Below are 17,351 nucleotides of genomic sequence, written 5' to 3'. Positions count from 1 at the left end.
CTTTATCCAGCACTGGTAACACAGCTTAGGAATCGCCAGAACCCTTGGCGACTGCCGGCCCGGCCACCCGCGGCAACGGCTTGCTCTGCATCAACGCATCCAGAGCCTTGCGATACCCCTGACCGCCAAGCGCCATGCTGTTGTTATGCGTTGCTCCGGGCACCAGCAGCAGGCGCTTGGGCTGCTCAGCGGCATTGAACAGCTGCTCGCTGAAGCGCGGCGGCACGAAGGCATCAGCCAGGCCATGCACCACCAAAAGCGGCATATGAATATCGGCGATCTTGTCGATGGAGTCGAATTTCTGCGAGAGCAACCAGCGCACCGGGAGCGAGGTGTTGGCCACGGCGGCGGCTACGTCGGCGAGAGAAGTGAAGGTCGATTCAATGACCAGACCGCGTACCGGCAGAGGTGTGTGGTTGCGCGCCGCGTTCTGTCCCAGTTCGGCCGCCAGATCAATCGCCACCGCGCCACCGAGAGAGTGGCCGTAGATCAGGCGCTTGTTCGGGTCCGGTTGCAGCAACTGGAAGCGCTCCCACGCCACGCGGGCATCTTCATAAACGCTGCTTTCGGATGGTAGATCACCCTTGCTTTGGCCGAACCCTCGATAATCGATGGCCAGCACCGAATAGCCCGCCGCGCGTAGTTGCTCTATGCGGAACAACTGTCCGGTGAGGTTCCAGCGCACGCCATGCAAGTAAAGGATTGCCGGGGCATTGGCACGTTCCGCCGGCCACCACCAGGCATGGATGTTCTGCCCGGCCTTGAAACTCTTCGGATGCAGATCGAGTTCCTGAACGCTGCCGGGCAGTCCGCGATACCAGCCGGCAGTGCCCGGCTCAATGCGAAAAAGCAGTTTGCGCTCGGTGTGTTCCAGCACCGCACAACTCGTCGGCACGCCAATGATCAGCGCGGCCATCATGGCGAATGCCAGGCGGCGGCGTCGCAGACGAGTCAGCAAGGACAGGAACATTAATCGTTTCACCACGGCGCAGACAAAGAACGCTTTTTACCAGATGCCTCGGTCTGCGCGTGATTATTTTCGACCACCGTTCATGTGCAACGATTACAAGATGCTGCAATCACTCACGCCACTTGCAGTACGATCTTGCCGATATGATCGCCGCCCTCCATGCGGGCATGGGCCTGAGCCGCGTCAGCCAGCGGGTAAACCTTGTCGATGATCGGCAGGCAGCGCCCGGCGCTGAGGGCAGGCCAAACGTGTTCTTGCAGTTGACCGGCGATGGCGGCTTTCTCCGCAGCGGTACGCGCGCGCAGCAGCGAACCGGTGACCACCGCGCGTTTGCCGAGGATCGCCAGCAGATCGATGTCGTTGGCGCGGGCGCCGCCGAGGAAACCGAGCATCACCAGTCGGCCGTCCATCGCCAGTGCGCTGATGTTGCCGTTCAGATACGAGCCACCCATGATGTCGAGAATCACGTGCACGCCTTGATCTGCGGTCTTCTCGGCAATGATCTTGGCAAAATCTTCTTCCCGATAGTTGATCGGCTGCCCGCCAAGTTTGCTGATTGCGGCGCATTTTTCAGGACTGCCGGCGGTGGCGAACGCCTCAATACCGAATTCACGGCAGAGCATCAGCGCGGTGGTACCGATGCCGCTGGTGCCGCCGTGAATCAGCACGCGCTGGCCGGCCTTGGCACCGCCGAGGCCAAACAGGTTGGCCCAGACGGTGAAAAACGTTTCCGGAATCGCGGCGGCCTGGACCCAATCGACTCCATCCGGCACAGGCAAAGTCTGGCCGGCGGGTACCGCGCAATACTCGGCGTATCCGCCGCCATTGGTCAGTGCGCACACACGATCGCCCACAGCGAACCGCGTAACTCCGGGACCCAGTGCAACCACTTCGCCAGCCACTTCCAGGCCGGGAATCGGGTCCATCCCGGGTTTCATCGGATATTTGCCGGCGCGCTGCAAGGCATCCGGACGATTGATGCCGGCAGCGTGAACGCGGATAAGCACTTGGCCTTCGGCAACGGTCGGCAGAGGCACGCGCCTGGCTTGCAATACTTCAGGGCCGCCGGGTTCGGTGATTTCAATACGGGTCATTTCGTTGGGCAGTGACATTGTCGATTCCTGTGAAAAAGGTCGTGTAGATGGGAACGCTGGCAGCGCGCAATGATTCCCTTCAGTTCGCCGCGCAACGGGGTTCAGTTGTAGAGGGCAGCCAGCGCATGGCTTGCTCCAGCAGTAGAGCGACGACGATTGCGCCAGCGGCGATCACAAACAGCAGCGTGTGCTGGCCGCCCGAGGCATTGAACAATGCCGAATAGGCAAACCCGGCCAGCGCCTGAAAGGTTGCGAATGACACAGTGGCACGGCTCCAGGCGATCTGCTGACGGTGATGCGACGGCACCAGTTCATGCACCCGGGCCAGGGCCAGCGGCACGATGCCCGGCGGGAACGAGCCGAGAATCACCGCCAGTAAAGCCAGCGCCAGAAATGAATGGGAGACGGCCAGCAAACCGAGGGCGATGGCTTGCACTACCAACACCAGTCGAATACCAGTACGGGCGCCAAGCTGGTCAGCCAGAAACCCGTAAGTCACCGGCCCGACAATCGCCCCCAGGCCATACATGACCCAGACCATTGCGCCGATATGTGCCCCGGCACCCAATCCACGCGCTACGTAATCCACCAGAAACACCATTGCAGGCACCAGCCCGGCGGCCATGAACGCGTATTGAGCGAATAACAGGTAAACGCCTGGCGGTGTTGGCTCATCAGCCGACGTTGCGTGCGCAGCCACGGCATGCGTGGTATCCGCAGGCCAGCCGAACCAGCTCACCGCGGTCAGCAACAACGCCAGCGCGCCCAGTCCCAGCCATGTTGCCTGCAAGCCAAGAGTCAGCAGTGGCGGCACGATGGTGCCGGAGCCGGCAATCCCCAGGCCGATGCCAAGGAAGATTGCGCCACTGGCCAAGCCTCTGCGAGCAGCCGGAACGTGAGGCAGCACGGTTGCCGCCACCAGCACCATGATCGCGCCACCAGCAATCCCGGACAGCAAACGCCAGCCGAAGAACCAGCTCACCGACAGCGGATAAGCACAGGCAAAAAATGCCGCCGTGACCGCCAGCATCATCAGGCGCAAGGCGTTGCGGTTGCCTGTTCGGTGAGCCATGGGCCGACCGAGCAGGGCGCCGATCAAGTAGCCGACCAGATTGGCCGCGCCGAGGTAGACGACATCATTGGCCGAAAACCACTGCGCCTGAATCAGCGAAGGGATCAATGGCGTGTAAGCGAAACGCGCCAGACCAATGCTGACCAGACTGGCGCAAAGTCCGGCGAAGATCGGCAGCCAGATGCCGGTAGAGTTTGCAGTACGCATGATCGCGATCTCACGAGAGGTGTATGGCGCTCAGCTTATCGGCTATCGTTGCTGCGTATATGCAGCGATTAAGCGGCACGATGATGCAAAAATGCTTCAAAGAGGATGCATATGAATTGGGATGATGCGCGGGTGTTTCTGGCGGTCTGTCGCGAGTCGACATTGCGCGGGGCTGCGCGTGTTCTGGGCGTCGATCAGGCCACGGTCGGACGGCGCATTACTGCGCTGGAGAAGGCATTGAGCGCGACGCTGTTCCTGCGTACCTCCGACGGTTATGCGCTGACCGCCGTTGGTGAAGCGGCGCGTAAAAGTGTGGAAAAAATGGAGCATTCGGCGCTGGAACTGGAGCGACACATCCACGGGCTGGATGACCGTCTGACCGGTAACGTACGGGTCAGCACCACCGACTCGATGGCCATTGACTTCATCATTCCAGCGATGGCGCGCCTGCATGATCAACATCCAGATGTGCAGATCCAGCTGGATGCGTCGACGCAAATCCTCAGTCTGGCCAAGCGCGAGGCCGATATCGCGGTGCGCAATACCCGGCCGGATAACCCTGATCTGATCGCTCGTCGGATCGCCCGTTGGCCTGTAGGACTTTTCGCAGCACAGGCCTACGTCGATCGCCATGGAGAACCGCAGCCCGGCAGCGCTTTCGAGGGCCATGATCTGGTGGTCTATCAGCCGTACTTACAGAGCAAAAAAGACCTTACGCTGGTCTCTGAACCGTTGACCCGCGGACGCATCGTCGCCACGCTCAGCTCCAGCCTTCTAGTGCGTCGATCCCTTGCCGCCGGCCTCGGGGTAGGGGAGATTCCTGTGTACATGGGCGAACGCGACGGCCTGGTCAGACTCTGGCCGGAGCGGACCCGGCCGCTGCCGTATGAAGTGTGGCTGGTCACCCATGCCGACCTGCGTCACACCGCGCGGGTACGGGCGGTCATCGAGCAGATCGTTGAGGCCTTTGCGCTGGAAAACGAATAAGTGGTTCAGGGTTTTGCCCGAGGCTACAATTGCTGACGAAACAGCCTACGTCCGAGACAGAATGGGCCGGCTTGTTGTAGTCCGTGATGAGTTCTATTGTCACTACAGCTCGATGCAGACCTCAGTGACGCATCGAAACGGAGAGCCAGGGAAGGCCGCGTAGCCGCAGAAAGGTGCCGAATTGAAAATCAGGGAAGTGAATCAATATGCGGTCACGGACAGATCGAATGCAGGGCGGGACAGGCAAACCATGAGCAGCATAAGTCGCGAAGAATTCGATGCCAGGATAGAGACCATCGAGACGAGGATGGACGGCCGCGTGGCAGAAATGCGCGCCGACATTCGCGGGTTCCTCGCTGCTCAGGCAGAGCGGGACAAGGTCTATCTTGAACGGGACAAGGCACTGCAGGAGCGGGACAAGCGTTATGACGTGATGTGGATGGGCGTGCAGAAAATTGCCGACGAATCGCGGGAAGCGATCAGGCAGGCATCGACGGTAAAGGCCAATTACTGGGCTGCCACCACTGTGCATTTCCTCGGCGTGGCTTCCTTGCTTGTTGGAGCACATTTCGCCAATCAGGCGGCGGTGTTGACCACCATACAGACCACGCTGGCAGCGATTCAGATTGGCAAAGAGGTATCGTCACCCAAACCTGTCGTACAGCCCTCAACAGTGCCGCCGCAATAAAAAACGGCCTTCATTGGAAGGCCGTTCTGCATCGCGCCAGATCATGGCATTTCCGGCAACTCGTGAGGGCGCAAGTCGAACACCAGCACTTCGGCATCGATACCGTTGCTCAAAGTGAGCAGCTGTTCCTCACGAACCCGCACGCCGTCGCCTTCCTGCAAGGCTTGGCCATTGAGTTCGACACTGCCACGCGCAACGTGCACGTAGGCGTAACGATTGGCCGGTAATTTCAGCGTGGCACTTTCCTTGCCGTCGAATAACGCGGCGTAGACCCGCGCATCCTGACGGACTTTCAGAGAACCGTTGCTACCGTCCGGCGAAATGATCAGTTGCAGGCGACCGCGTTTTTTCTGAGCGCTGAAATGCTCCTGTTGATAGCGCGGTTTGGCGCCGCTGACGTCCGGCACGATCCAGATTTGCAGAAAGTGCACGGGCTTGGTGGCCGAGTGGTTGAACTCACTGTGCGCCACGCCGCTGCCGGCACTCATCAATTGCACGTCGCCGGGACGGATCACCGAGCCAGTGCCGAGGGTGTCCTTGTGTTCCAGAGCGCCTTCGAGCACATAGGAAAAGATCTCCATGTCGCGGTGCGGGTGCTGGCCAAAACCTTTGCCGGCTGCGACCCGGTCATCGTTGATCACCAGCAGATCGGAGAAACCCTGTTCACGCGGGTTGCGGTAGCTGGCGAAAGAAAAGGTGTGAAACGACTTCAACCAGCCGTGATTGGCGAGGCCGCGATCGGAGGCTTTGCGAAGAGTCAGCATGATGAAATCTCCTGGCTGGACGTGAATTCGTCCGAGTGAGGAGAAGGTTACTGGTTACCTTGGGAGGCAATAAGTAGATCGAAATTGAAAGACTGTCCGGCTCAGGTTGACAGTTTTGCGTTATGGTTCACGTATTCGATTACGCTCATCACGACTCAGTTGGCCATAATGCCCCGGCTGTAGCGTGCGTATTGACCCTTGAATATGTGTGATGCCTACCATGAAAACCGTGGCAATGGTGCTGTTCCCCGACTTTCTGATGCTCGACATGGCCGGGCCGCTGGAAGTGTTTTCAGTCGCCAACCGTTATCTGAAACCTGATTTGCACTATCAACTGACGACACTAGGGACGGAGCGCGGCTTGCTCAAGGCTTCCAATGGTGTACAGGTTCAGGCTGATCTGCACATCGACGAGGCGGCCGAGCGCTATGACCTGTTATTGGTGCCCGGCGGCCCCGGCGCCTATAACCAGAGATTTCCCGAGCTGTTTGGCTGGTTGAAAAAAGCCGTGCCGCGCGCGGAGCGTTACGGTTCGATTTGCACTGGCGCATTCATCCTCGGCCATGCCTGCCTGCTTGACGGTTATCGCGTCACCACGCACTGGAACTACACCGAGCGCCTGATCAAGGCTTTCCCGAAAACCACGGTGACCACCGACCAGATCTACGTTGAGGATCGCAATCTCATCACTTCGGGCGGCGTGACCGCTGGCATCGATCTGGCACTGGCGGTGGTGGCCAGGGATCACGGCAAGAAAATCGCCCAGGACGTCGCCAAGGTTTTGTTGGTGGTGATGAAGCGTCAGGGTGGGCAAGCCCAGTTCAGCCCATTGATGGCGGCCGTCTCACCGCAACAAACGCCCATCACCCGCGCGCAGAATTACGTACTTGAACACTTGGATGAGCCCTTCACAGTCGAGCGCATGGCCGGATTGGCCAATATGAGCGCACGGCACTTTGCTCGCCTGTTCGCCCGTGACGTCAACATGACTCCCATGGAGTTTCTGCAGAATGCCCGCATTGACTGCGCGCGAAACCTGTTGGAAACCAGCGATCTGCCGCTGAAAACCATCGCCTACAAAAGTGGTTTCGGCAGTGTCCGGCACATGCGCTCGCTATTCGCCGAAAAGCTCGGTCTTACGCCGTTACAATACCGCGAACAGTTCAGCTAGAGCGGTTCTGTCCGTCAGACGCAGCCGGATGTCCGTGCTGCGTCGGCTCCGGCGGTTGTATCGTCACGCAACAGTGCCAAGATGTTTGGCATGAATAATCACAACGACACAAGCCAAGGTTCGGTGCTGCGTTTTGGCCCCTACGCCTTTCATGTGCGCCAGCGTCTGGTTCTTGAAGGCGAGCAGCCGCTGCGCATGGGTGGGCGCGCCATGGACATTCTTCAGGTGCTGCTCGAACACGCGGGCGAGGTAGTCAGCAAAGAGCAGTTGATTGCTCGTGTGTGGCCGACATCGATCGTTGAAGAGATCAACCTGCGGGTGCACATCGCGGCGTTGCGCCGCGCACTGGGCGACGGCACCAACGGCCAGCGTTACATCATTCACGTGGCGCAGTGCGGCTACAGCTTTGTCGCCCCGGTGGAGCAGGGCACAAGTGATGCGCTGCACATGCCCGCTGCCGCCCTCACGCCACTGCACAATCTTCCGGCACGACTGACGCCAGTCAGTGGGCGCGACGCCCTGATCGGTAGTCTGGTTCGACAAATGCCGGTGTGCCGCTTGATGACCATTACCGGTGCGCCGGGTGTTGGCAAAACCACTGTGGCACTGCGCGTGGCGGAGTTGCTGCTGCAATACTTTCGTGATGGCGCCTGGTGGGTCGACCTTGCCATGCTCGAAGATGACAAACCCTTGCTCGACCACCTGTTGCACGCCCTGAATACAGACTTTTTCACACTGTCCGGTCGGCACGCCTTGTTGGTGCTGGATAACTGCGATCACCGGCGCGACAGTTGCGCGACTCTGGTAGAGACCCTGTTGCATGCCGCGCCTCGCCTGTCGATTCTGGTCACCGGCCGCGATGCCTTGCACATTCCACAGGAAGCCGTTCATCACGTGCCGCTGCTGGCGATTCCCAAGCGCTCTACATTGAACTCCGTCGAGGAAGCCATGGGCTATCCGGCGGTGCAGCTATTCGTCAATCGCGCGCGAGCGCGGCAACAGGGCTTCAGTTTGCGTCAACAGGATTTGTCAGGCGTGCGCGAGATCTGCCGTCAACTGGACGGTCTGCCGCTGGCGATCGAGCTCGCCGCTGCGCAGATCGATGCGCTGGGCTTGATCGGCTTACAGGCCCAGGTTGAAAACGGTCTGCAGTTGCTTGGCCAAGGCCGGCGCACCGCAGAACCACGTCATCAGTCAATGGCCGCTGCGATCGATTGGAGCTTCCAGTACCTGACGGAAATGGAACAGCGGGTGCTGCTGCGTCTGTCGGTGTTCAGCACGGGCTTTACTCTGGAGGCTGCGCTGAGCGTGATCAGCAGCGTGGATCTGGCGGGATCCAGGTTGAGCGCAATTATCGAAGGGTTGGCGCGCAAGTCACTGCTCATTCAAGAACCCAACCGGGCAACGGCACGCTATTGGATGCTCAACACCGTGCGCCGCTATGCCCGTGATCGCTTTGAGCGCAGCGACGACAGGCTCGAACTGCAACAGCGTCATGCGCGCTATCTCAGCCGCACGCGCAATGCGTCAGGCCAGGCACTGCTCGCGCAGGCTGTCGAGTAGCAGGCGGACCTTGCGCAAGTCCGGGGTGGCGTAGCCTTCGGTGAAGCGCTGGTAAATGGGGCTGAGCAAATCCCATGCTTCGCGATGGCGGGACTGGCGCTGCCATAATCGGGCGAGGTCCGTGGCGCTGCGCAGCTCCCAGGCCAACGCGCCCTGGCTTCTGGCGATGGCCAGAGCTTGTTGCAGGGTTTGTTCGGCTTCTCGGGTTTCAGCGGTGTCTGAGCAGGCCGATTCGCGAGCAGGCTCGCTCCCACAGGAAACAGCGCACAACTCGGAATTTGCGCCCGACACCGACCCCTTGTGGGAGCGAGCCTGCTCGCGAAGGGGCCATTCTGAACCCTTCACTAATGCCACCGCCCGTGCCCGCAGTATCTCCGCTGCACTCCAACCCGCATCCCCGGTGCGCGCGCGCTCCACCAGTGCATCATCGACAAAACGCTCATCCAGCGTAACCATCACTTCCCGGATCAAACCGCTGCTCTGCGTCGATACCGGCGCGGCATTATCCGGATCGATCACCTGCGCGTAGTGCCGCGCCCAATTATTGAACAGCAGTACCGAATGCTTCTGCGACTGCTCCAGCAACAATTGCAGGAGCGCGCGGGCGTTGGCGGCGTCGCCGTTGTAATGGGCGATCAGACAACTGGCCAGCGCCAGCGTGTAGCAGATCGATGTGCCATGGTCGATCTGCACGGCAATATCCAGCGCCTGCCGTGCCGCGCGCCATGCCTGTTCTGGCAGACCCTGCAGCCATAGCACGCGGGCCAGTACCGTCAGCGAAGCGACGCTCTGGTCGTACTGCACGCCAAAGCCATGGGTGAAACGATTGAGATGGCCGCTGTGGGCCATGCGTTGCAGCACCTGCTCGGCATGTACGCGGGCCTGCGGTTGGTCGCCGGCATAATGCAGGGCCAGCACGCGCAAGCGATGCGTGCTCAGCGACAGCAATGGCTCGCCGTGCACACCGATGCGATCAAATTGCTCACTCTGCGCCAGCGCCATGCGGTAATGCCCGCAACTCAGATTGACCGCCATATGCCCCGATATCGCACGCAGTTGCCCGGCCAGATCGCCGTGTTCCTCGGCCAATTGGCAGGCGTCGACGAAGGCCTGAATGGTTTGTGGCGTGCCGCCCCAGGTGTGATAGCTGGCGCTACCGAGCGCCAGTTTCAAGGCGATTTGCAGGCGAGGGCAGGGCGGTAGCAGCGAGTCTGCTGGCGAAGCCTCCAGCAAACTCAGTGCCCGGCGCACATAGCGGCTGTAATCGCGCAGCAACGACAGCTCCTGCCACAACGGTGCCGACGCGGCTGCCAGTTGCACGCCCAGCTCATCCGGGCCCGGCCCGTCGAGGCTCCAGTCCAGCGCCGCGCGCAAATCCTCCAGCCCCCTCGCATAGCGCTCCATCCACAATACAGTCGGAGTATTGTCCCAATCCGCCTGCGCCTGCTGCATCAGTGTCAGGCAGCGCTCGGCGTGGCGTTGGCGGGTTGCGCTGAGCTCGGTGGCCTGTTCGAGTTTTTCCAGTGCGTAGTGGCGCGTGGTGTCGAGCAACCGGTAGAAAACATCTTCGTCGCCCACTTCGACGCTCAGCAGGGATTTGGCCACCAATTGCGTGACTGCGGTGAACACCGCGCCGGGATCAATCTGTTGGCCGATGACCACCGCTGCCGCCGAGGCGAGGGTGAAGCTGCCGCGGAAAATCCCCAGTCGCCGCAGACAGGTTTGTTCGCAGGCGTTGAGCAGGTTGAAGCTCCAGTCCATCGTTGCGCGCAGGGTCAGGTGGCGCTCGGCGCTGCTGGGGTGTCCAGCCGACAATGGCGGCAAACCCTCGCGCAATTGCTTGAGCAATCCGTCCATGCCCAATTCGCTGACCTGTGCGGCGGCCAGTTCCAGCGCCAGCGGAATGCCGTCCAGGCGCTGGCAGATTTCGATCGCCTGCGGTAGCTCGGCGCGACTCAGTTGAAAGCTTTCCCGCGCCGCGGTGGCGCGCTCGACAAACAGTTGTAGCGCAGCAAAGCCCAGCGCCTGAGCCGGCTCCATCGGCGTCGACATGGACGGGCATTCGAGCGATTCCAGACGCTGCACGAATTCGCCCTCCGCGCGCAGGCTCTCGCGGCTGGTGGCGAGGATATGCACCTTTGGCGCTCCCCGCAGAATCTGCTCGCTGAGCGACGCGACCGCATCGATCAAGTGCTCGCAGTTGTCGATCACCAACAACATTTGCCGTTCTCGCAGGCCGTCGACCAGACTAGCCTGCGCATCGCCTTCTGGCGCGGACAGATCAAGTAGCGTCGCCAGATGCGAGCCGATCAGCGCGGGATCGGCGATGGGCGCCAAGTCCACCAGGCGGATGCCGTCGCGATACTGGTCGAGCAATTGTTCGGCGACGCGCAGGGCGACGGTGGTCTTGCCGATGCCGCCGGGACCGACCAGAGTGATGCAGCGTCGGCGCGGCAGTTGCGCGATCAGGTGATCGATCACGGGCTGGCGCCCAATCATTCGCGTACGGCGCAGCGGCAGGTTGTGTCTGGCGACGGGCATCGCCGGTTTTTGTTCGATGCTGTCGAGCACGATCGGTGCGACAAAACTGTAGCCGCGCTGCGCCACGGTGACTATGTAGCGCTGACCGTTCTGTCCGTCGCCCAGCGCTTTGCGCAGGGCCGCCATGTGCACGCGCAGATTGATGTCTTCGACGACGCTGTCTGGCCAGACGCCGGCCATCAATTGCTGTTTGCTCACCACTTCACCGGCGTGGGCCAGCAAAATCAGGAGGATATCCATCGCCCGCCGTCCCAGGCGCAGAGGCTGTTGGCCTTCAATTAGCAGTCGTTGGCCGGGATGAATCCGATAGGGGCCAAACGCAATGGCCTGATTCGGGGAGAAACTCAACAGCGCGCTCCTGCGGTGATGCGGCGGACAGGGCGAATCAGTCCCTGGCGCATGCGCAGGCCGTCTGATCCGGGGTGTCCGGGCATAATCCTCAGGTTTGAGCATCAGTGCAACGGGTGGCGTAACGGCAGCAGTCAAAACACCGCAGGCTGCGCTGCGTTGTTTTTCGGCTTGCCCATGACTCGACAGCGCCAGGCGAAGGGATTGATGCCCTCGCTGCGGGTGAACATGTGGCAGAAGTGCGCCTGATCGCAGAAGCCGCATTCGAGGCTGATTTGCGTCAGGCTCAAGTCGGTGTGCTGGATCAGCAACTTGGCCCGGGCCAGGCGCTGGGCGCGGATCCAGTCCTGTGGCGACAGGCCGGTGCTGCATTTGAATGCACGGGAGAAGTGACTGCGCGACAGTGCACATGCCCGGGCCAGCTCAGCCACTTCCAGGCTTTCGCCCAGTCGATCGAGGATCAACTGTTTGATCTGGCGTTCGCGCTGCGGACTGAGTCCGCCAGTCGTGTTTTTCCGCGGTCCGCAGGCAGGGGCGAGGGCGACGGTTTGCTGTAGATAAGCCATGGCCAAGGTCCGTGTCGGTGGGGAATACACGGTCGGCGCATTCCCTCAGGTCAAAAAAGCAACGCTGCGCAGAGGGCTTCATTGTTGGGCGAGGGCTTGAGGCTGACGAGTTAATCGTTGTTAATTTCCTCGCTCAGGCTGGAACTCAGCACATCCTTGCAAGTCAGCGCCCGGTGCTTTGCGCGACGATGTCGACAAAGCACGGCCGCCGTTGGCCAGGTTCAAAGGGGAATGCAATGAAAGGCTTGGTGAAAGCAGCAACGGCCCTGGCGGTCATGCTGGCAATGTCCGGCGCGATGGCGCAGGCACCGCAGGTGGGCACTCAGGCGCCGGGTTATTTCCGCTTGGCGGTGGGCGATTACGAAGTCACCGCGTTGTTCGACGGTTACAACGATTTGTCGCCGAAGTTGTTGCAGGGCATGAGCCAGAGTCAGATTCGCGCGCTGCTCGCACGCCGTTCGATTGAAACCCCGGGCGTGCAGACGGCGTTCAATGCCTTTCTGGTCAACACCGGCACGCAACTGATTCTGGTCGACACCGGCGCAGGGCAGTGCATCGGCGCCACCGCAGGCCAACTCTCGGCCAACATGCAGGCCGCCGGTTACAAGCCTGAGCAGGTCGACACAATTTTGCTGACCCACCTGCACCTCGATCACGTCTGCGGTCTGGTCGATGCAGAGAAGAAGCCGCTGTTCGCCAATGCCACCGTCTATGCGGCCAAGGCAGAGGCCGATTACTGGCTTGATCCGGCAGCACTGGCCAAGGCCCCGGCGGGAGCCAAAGAGTTTTTCAAAATTGCCCAGGATTCGACGGCGCCCTACGTTGCCGCTGGCCGCTTCAAGATGTTTGCCGCCGGGCAGTCGCCATTGCCGGGACTGGTCGAAGCAACCCTCGAAGCCGGGCACACCCCGGGCAGCACCACGTACCGCTTCACCTCGCAGCAGCAGAGCATCGTGTTCATGGGCGATCTGGTGCACAACCTGGCGGTGCAGTTCTTGCACCCGGAAGTCTCGATCGGTTTCGACGTCAACAGTCAGCAAGCGATCGCCAGTCGGCAGGCAGTGTTCAGTGCTGCGGCAGCGAGCAAGACCTGGGTGACGGCAGCGCATCTGCCGTTCCCGGGCATCGGCCACATCGCCGCCGAGGGCAAGCATTTCCAGTGGGTGCCGGTGGAGTACGGCCCTTACAAACGCGCGGCGAAAGTGCCGTTGATCGAGTAAAGTGCCCAGCGCCAGTGGCATAAAGCGTCTGACACCGATAAGGAAACCACGCCCATGAACCGTAACGATCTGCGCCGCGTCGACATGAACCTGCTGGTGATTTTCGAAGCGTTGATGTTCGAAAAGAATCTGACCCGTGTGGCGGAAAAACTGTTCATGGGCCAGCCGGCGGTCAGTGCTGCGCTGGGGCGCTTGCGTGATCTGTTCGACGATCCGTTGCTGCTGCGCAACGGTCGCGGTATGGAACCGACGGCGCGGGCGCTGGCGATCCTCAAGGAGCTGCAACCGGCGATGGACGTGATTTCCGGCGCAGTCAGCCGCGCCAAGGAATTCGAACCGGCGAGCAGTTGCGATGTGTTTCGCATCGGTCTGTCGGACGACGCCGAGTTCGGTCTGTTTCCGCCGCTGTTGCGCCAGCTTCAGCAGGAGGCGCCGGGGATTGTCGTGGTGGTACGCCGCGCCAACTACCTGTTGATGCCGGCGCTGTTGGCTTCGGGGGAAATCTCCGTGGGCGTCAGCTACACCACGGATCTGCCGGCCAATGCCAAGCGCAAGAAGCTGCGTGATATTCCCTGCAAAGTGCTGCGCGGCGACGACCGTCCGGGGCCGCTGACGCTGGACGAATATTGCGCGCGTCCGCATGCGATGGTGTCGTTCTCCGGTGATCTGAGCGGCAATATCGACCTGGATCTGGCCAAGATCGGCCGCTGCCGCCGGGTGGTTCTTGGTGTGCCGCAGTTCAGCGGCTTGCGCGCCTTGCTCGCCGGTACCGAGATGATCGCCACGGTGCCGGATTACGCCGCCTGTGCCCTTGTTGAAGGCTGCGCACTGCGTGCCGAAGACCCGCCATTCCCGATCGATGCCGCGCAATTGTCGATGGCGTGGAGCGGGGTGCACGACAACGACCCGGCAGAGAAATGGCTGCGCTCGCGCATTAGCCAGTTCATGGCGGCGCCGCTGGGTATTCAGGCGATATAGATCCCAGCGCCGATCTCCGATGCTGATCATTCCCACGCGCAGCAAAGGAATGCCTCAACGAACGCTTCGCGTTCGGCGTTGGATGGGACGCGGAGCGTCCCGAGCTGCATTCCCACGCAGAGCGTGGGAACGATCAAGCACAGGGAATTCTGTGGTCTGAAAAGCAACTAAGCACACCCATCCAATTTCTTCCGCGCCGGCCTTGGCATGATTCCCGTCAATGACATTCAAAGGGTCGGGTCATGATTGCTACGAGGGATGAACAGGCGCGCGACATCGGGTTGCTGTTCCTGCGGGTCAGCGGCGGGTTGTTTCTGTTGTGGGTGCACGGCTTACCGAAGTTGCTGGACTTCACCGCGCAGTTGCAACTGATCGAAGACCCGTTCCATCTCGGCGCCCACCTGACCCTGATCCTGGCGATTTTCGCCGAAGTCCTCTGCCCGTTGCTGATCGTCGCCGGTGTGCTGGCGCGTTTGGCCTGCTTGCCTATTCTCTTTGTACTGCTCGTGGCGCTGCTGGTCGTGCATCCGCAATGGAGTGTGGCTGAAGGGCAGTTTGGCTGGTTGCTATTGATTCTTTTCACCACCGTATTGATCGCCGGGCCCGGACGGCTGGCGATTCCTGTTCGTTTGCCCGGAGTGCTGCGTTATGCCTGAAGTCCTCAATTCACAAGCACCGGGGGCCGATGAGACCGTCACGTTGATCATCAAACACTCGGTCAAAACCGGTTTCGAATCGGCGTATGAAGCATGGCTGCGCAACATCGTGCGCGTCGCCGGCCAGCGGGAAGGGCATTTGGGTGTGGACGTGGTGCGCGGCAAGCGCGGGCGTCTGGATTTCTACACGTGCGTATTGCGCTTCAGCTCCACCGAAGCGATGCAGGGCTGGCTGGAATCCTCCGAGCGTCAGGCGCTGGTGGCTGAAGCCGCACCGATGCTGGCCGATGGCGATCAGACCGAAGTCGCGCCGGTCAATGAATTCTGGTTCACACCGCTGGCCGAAGCCGGCTCGCCACCGCCGCGCTGGAAGCAGGCTGTCGTCACGCTGTTGGTGATTCTGCCGCACACCCTGCTGGTGCCGCTGATCTGGGGCCCGCTGCTGGCGCTGCATCCGCTTCTGTCCAACTACGTGGTCGCCACGTTCCTGATCACCCTGACCATCGTCCTCTCGGTGGTCTACGTGGTGATGCCGCCGGTTACCCGTTTGTTCACCCCGTGGCTGGAAGCCAGCCAGGCCCATGAACACCTCGATTCCCAAGAAACCTCGCCGCGTTGAGCGGGGTTTGCTTCTTTTCACTTTCGCTTGAGGAACTGCGATGAGCGCCGATCTGATTTTATTCAATGGCCAGTTTCATACCGTAGACCGGGAAAAACCACTGGCCAGTGCGGTGGCGATCAAGGACGGCCGCTTCGTTGCCGTCGGTAACGATGCCGAGGCCATGGCCCTCAAGGGCAGCGCCACACAAGTGGTCGACATGAAGGGCCGCTGCGTCATCCCTGGCCTCAACGACTCGCACCTGCACCTGATTCGTGGCGGTTTGAACTACAACCTCGAACTGCGCTGGGAAGGTGTGCCATCGCTCGCCGACGCGCTGCGTATGCTCAAAGACCAGGCCGATCGCACGCCGACCCCGCAGTGGGTGCGCGTGGTCGGTGGCTGGAACGAATTCCAGTTCGCCGAAAAACGCATGCCGACCCTGGAAGAAATCAACCAGGCCGCGCCGGATACTCCGGTGTTCATCCTGCACCTCTACGACCGTGCGCTGCTCAACCGCGCCGCCCTGCGCGTGGCCGGTTACACCCGCGACACGCCGAACCCGCCGGGCGGCGAGATCGTGCGCGACAGCAACGGCAACCCGACCGGCATGCTGGTCGCGCGGCCGAACGCGATGATTCTCTACTCGACCCTGGCCAAAGGGCCGAAGCTGCCGCTGGAATATCAGGTCAACTCGACCCGCCAGTTCATGCGTGAACTCAATCGCCTCGGCCTGACTAGTGCAATCGACGCCGGCGGTGGTTTCCAGAACTATCCGGACGATTACCAGGTGATCGAGCAACTGGCCAAAGACGATCAGTTGACCGTACGCATCGCCTACAACCTGTTCACCCAGAAGCCGAAAGAAGAGCTGACCGATTTCCAGAACTGGACCGGCAGCGTCAAGTTGCATCAGGGCGACGACTACCTGCGCCACAACGGCGCCGGCGAAATGCTGGTGTTCTCCGCCGCCGACTTCGAAGACTTCCTCGAACCGCGCCCGGACCTGCCGCAGACCATGGAGCAGGAACTGGAACCGGTGGTGCGCCACCTCGTTGAGCAGCGCTGGCCGTTCCGTCTGCACGCCACGTACAACGAATCGATCAGCCGCATGCTCGATGTGTTCGAGAAGGTCAACCGCGACATTCCGTTCAACGGTCTGCCGTGGTTCTTCGACCACGCTGAAACCATCACTCCGCAAAACATCGAGCGCGTGAAAGCGCTGGGCGGCGGCATCGCGATTCAGGATCGCATGGCGTTCCAGGGTGAATACTTCGTCGATCGCTACGGCAAACAAGCTGCCGAAGCCACGCCACCGATCAAGCGCATGCTCGCCGAAGGCGTGCCGGTCGGCGCCGGCACCGACGCCACGCGCGTGTCCAGCTACAACCCGTGGACCTCGCTGTACTGGATGGTCAGTGGCCGTACCGTTGGCGGTCTGGCGCTTTACGAAGAAGGTCTGCCACGCAGCACTGCACTGGAGCTGTTCACCCATGGCAGCGCCTGGTTCTCCTCGGAGCAGGGCAAGAAGGGCCAGATCCGCGTCGGCCAACTGGCAGACCTGGCGGCACTGAGCGCGGACTTCTTCAACGTTGAAGAGGAAGCGATCAAGTGGATCGAGTCGGTGATGACCGTGGTCGGCGGCAAGATCGTCTACGCCGCCGGCGACTTCGAAGACCTCGGCCCGCGTTCGATTCCGGTGCTGCCGGACTGGTCGCCAGTGGTCAAAGTACCGGGCCACTGGCGCCCGAACTCGCCACTGCAGGCGCAGGTGCACCAGTGCAGCGGGCCGTGCGCCGTGCACACCCACAGCCATGAAAAAGCGCGGATGTCGAATGCGCCGGTCAGCGATTTCGCCGGTTTCTGGGGCGCATTCGGCTGTTCCTGCTTCGCGTTCTGAGTTTGAAAAAAGCGCCGGTCATCGGGGC

The 17,351-nt window shown here is 61.2% G+C and carries 15 protein-coding genes; 9 read left to right on the top strand and 6 right to left on the bottom strand.

All coding sequences use genetic code 11. The annotated features are described in order from the left end of the window. Positions 1-25: 25 nt before the first annotated feature. The 3 genes from D8U82_RS17810 to D8U82_RS17800 form a co-directional block, all read right to left on the bottom strand. Positions 26-970 (bottom strand): alpha/beta hydrolase, encoded by a 945-nt coding sequence (locus tag D8U82_RS17810; protein ID WP_125926672.1) that lies wholly within the window; start codon positions 968-970, stop codon positions 26-28. Between the two features lie 113 nt (positions 971-1,083). Further along, on the bottom strand, positions 1,084-2,082 hold the full coding sequence (locus tag D8U82_RS17805; RefSeq protein ID WP_130902649.1) for an NAD(P)H-quinone oxidoreductase: 999 nt from the start codon (positions 2,080-2,082) through the stop codon (positions 1,084-1,086). Positions 2,083-2,143: 61 nt separating this feature from the next. Further along, complete coding sequence (locus tag D8U82_RS17800) at positions 2,144-3,343, bottom strand: YbfB/YjiJ family MFS transporter (protein ID WP_016774068.1); 1,200 nt, start codon at positions 3,341-3,343, stop codon at positions 2,144-2,146. 111 nt (positions 3,344-3,454) lie between these two features. Here D8U82_RS17800 and D8U82_RS17795 point away from each other — a divergent pair, with 111 nt between their 5' ends. Together D8U82_RS17795 and D8U82_RS17790 are read left to right on the top strand one after the other, a co-directional pair. After that, entirely contained in the window at positions 3,455-4,330 is an 876-nt protein-coding gene (locus D8U82_RS17795) for a LysR family transcriptional regulator (protein WP_071171747.1), read from the top strand. Positions 4,331-4,580: 250 nt separating this feature from the next. Further along, positions 4,581-5,018 (top strand): hypothetical protein, encoded by a 438-nt coding sequence (locus tag D8U82_RS17790; RefSeq protein ID WP_122610340.1) that lies wholly within the window; start codon positions 4,581-4,583, stop codon positions 5,016-5,018. A gap of 41 nt (positions 5,019-5,059) precedes the next feature. On the opposite strand, the gene D8U82_RS17785 is transcribed toward D8U82_RS17790, so the two are convergent. Further along, positions 5,060-5,782 (bottom strand): pirin family protein, encoded by a 723-nt coding sequence (locus D8U82_RS17785; protein WP_130902648.1) that lies wholly within the window; start codon positions 5,780-5,782, stop codon positions 5,060-5,062. A 220-nt stretch (positions 5,783-6,002) separates the two neighbouring features. On the opposite strand from D8U82_RS17785, the gene D8U82_RS17780 reads away from it, so the two are divergent. Both D8U82_RS17780 and D8U82_RS17775 read left to right on the top strand, forming a co-directional pair. Further along, complete coding sequence (locus D8U82_RS17780; RefSeq protein ID WP_130886925.1) at positions 6,003-6,953, top strand: GlxA family transcriptional regulator; 951 nt, start codon at positions 6,003-6,005, stop codon at positions 6,951-6,953. Positions 6,954-7,043: 90 nt separating this feature from the next. Next, on the top strand, positions 7,044-8,516 hold the full coding sequence (locus D8U82_RS17775) for a winged helix-turn-helix domain-containing protein (protein ID WP_130902647.1): 1,473 nt from the start codon (positions 7,044-7,046) through the stop codon (positions 8,514-8,516). On the opposite strand, the gene D8U82_RS17770 is transcribed toward D8U82_RS17775, so the two are convergent. After that, positions 8,481-11,405, bottom strand: coding sequence for a winged helix-turn-helix domain-containing protein (locus D8U82_RS17770; RefSeq protein WP_130902646.1), 2,925 nt, complete (start codon positions 11,403-11,405; stop codon positions 8,481-8,483). The two genes, D8U82_RS17775 and D8U82_RS17770, sit on opposite strands and share 36 nt — an antisense overlap. Before the next feature lie 134 nt (positions 11,406-11,539). After that, complete coding sequence (locus D8U82_RS17765; protein ID WP_130902645.1) at positions 11,540-11,971, bottom strand: AraC family transcriptional regulator; 432 nt, start codon at positions 11,969-11,971, stop codon at positions 11,540-11,542. Positions 11,972-12,207: 236 nt separating this feature from the next. Between D8U82_RS17765 and D8U82_RS17760 the strand changes: the two genes are divergently transcribed. The 5 genes from D8U82_RS17760 (at position 12,208) to D8U82_RS17740 (ending at position 17,323) form a co-directional block, all read left to right on the top strand. After that, entirely contained in the window at positions 12,208-13,191 is a 984-nt protein-coding gene (locus tag D8U82_RS17760) for an MBL fold metallo-hydrolase (protein WP_130902644.1), read from the top strand. A 54-nt stretch (positions 13,192-13,245) separates the two neighbouring features. Further along, positions 13,246-14,169, top strand: a complete 924-nt coding sequence (locus D8U82_RS17755; RefSeq protein WP_130902643.1) for a LysR family transcriptional regulator — start codon at positions 13,246-13,248, stop codon at positions 14,167-14,169. 242 nt (positions 14,170-14,411) lie between these two features. Beyond that, entirely contained in the window at positions 14,412-14,825 is a 414-nt protein-coding gene (locus D8U82_RS17750) for a DoxX family protein (protein ID WP_024012430.1), read from the top strand. Continuing rightward, a complete protein-coding gene (locus tag D8U82_RS17745; protein ID WP_110646470.1) occupies positions 14,818-15,444 on the top strand; it encodes an antibiotic biosynthesis monooxygenase in 627 nt (208 codons plus the stop codon). The genes D8U82_RS17750 and D8U82_RS17745 overlap by 8 nt, the downstream gene beginning before the upstream one ends. A gap of 40 nt (positions 15,445-15,484) precedes the next feature. Beyond that, positions 15,485-17,323 carry an amidohydrolase gene (locus D8U82_RS17740; protein ID WP_125926665.1) on the top strand — a complete coding sequence of 613 codons (1,839 nt, stop codon included), beginning with the start codon at positions 15,485-15,487 and terminating at the stop codon, positions 17,321-17,323. The last annotated feature ends 28 nt before the right edge of the window (positions 17,324-17,351 follow it).

This window comes from Pseudomonas sp. Sample_23 (assembly GCF_004307595.1).
GTDB lineage: Bacteria > Pseudomonadota > Gammaproteobacteria > Pseudomonadales > Pseudomonadaceae > Aquipseudomonas > Aquipseudomonas atacamensis.
This window is presented reverse-complemented; position numbering and strand designations above follow the sequence as displayed.

Bases quoted from the DNA above. Each gene is read 5' to 3' on its own strand.
- D8U82_RS17810 (WP_125926672.1), bottom strand. From the start codon at position 970: ATGTTCCTGTCCTTGCTGACTCGTCTGCGACGCCGCCGCCTGGCATTC.
- D8U82_RS17805 (WP_130902649.1), bottom strand. From the start codon at position 2,082: ATGTCACTGCCCAACGAAATGACCCGTATTGAAATCACCGAACCCGGC.
- D8U82_RS17800 (WP_016774068.1), bottom strand. From the start codon at position 3,343: ATGCGTACTGCAAACTCTACCGGCATCTGGCTGCCGATCTTCGCCGGA.
- D8U82_RS17795 (WP_071171747.1), top strand. From the start codon at position 3,455: ATGAATTGGGATGATGCGCGGGTGTTTCTGGCGGTCTGTCGCGAGTCG.
- D8U82_RS17790 (WP_122610340.1), top strand. From the start codon at position 4,581: ATGAGCAGCATAAGTCGCGAAGAATTCGATGCCAGGATAGAGACCATC.
- D8U82_RS17785 (WP_130902648.1), bottom strand. From the start codon at position 5,782: ATGCTGACTCTTCGCAAAGCCTCCGATCGCGGCCTCGCCAATCACGGC.
- D8U82_RS17780 (WP_130886925.1), top strand. From the start codon at position 6,003: ATGAAAACCGTGGCAATGGTGCTGTTCCCCGACTTTCTGATGCTCGAC.
- D8U82_RS17775 (WP_130902647.1), top strand. From the start codon at position 7,044: ATGAATAATCACAACGACACAAGCCAAGGTTCGGTGCTGCGTTTTGGC.
- D8U82_RS17765 (WP_130902645.1), bottom strand. From the start codon at position 11,971: ATGGCTTATCTACAGCAAACCGTCGCCCTCGCCCCTGCCTGCGGACCG.
- D8U82_RS17760 (WP_130902644.1), top strand. From the start codon at position 12,208: ATGAAAGGCTTGGTGAAAGCAGCAACGGCCCTGGCGGTCATGCTGGCA.
- D8U82_RS17755 (WP_130902643.1), top strand. From the start codon at position 13,246: ATGAACCGTAACGATCTGCGCCGCGTCGACATGAACCTGCTGGTGATT.
- D8U82_RS17750 (WP_024012430.1), top strand. From the start codon at position 14,412: ATGATTGCTACGAGGGATGAACAGGCGCGCGACATCGGGTTGCTGTTC.
- D8U82_RS17745 (WP_110646470.1), top strand. From the start codon at position 14,818: ATGCCTGAAGTCCTCAATTCACAAGCACCGGGGGCCGATGAGACCGTC.
- D8U82_RS17740 (WP_125926665.1), top strand. From the start codon at position 15,485: ATGAGCGCCGATCTGATTTTATTCAATGGCCAGTTTCATACCGTAGAC.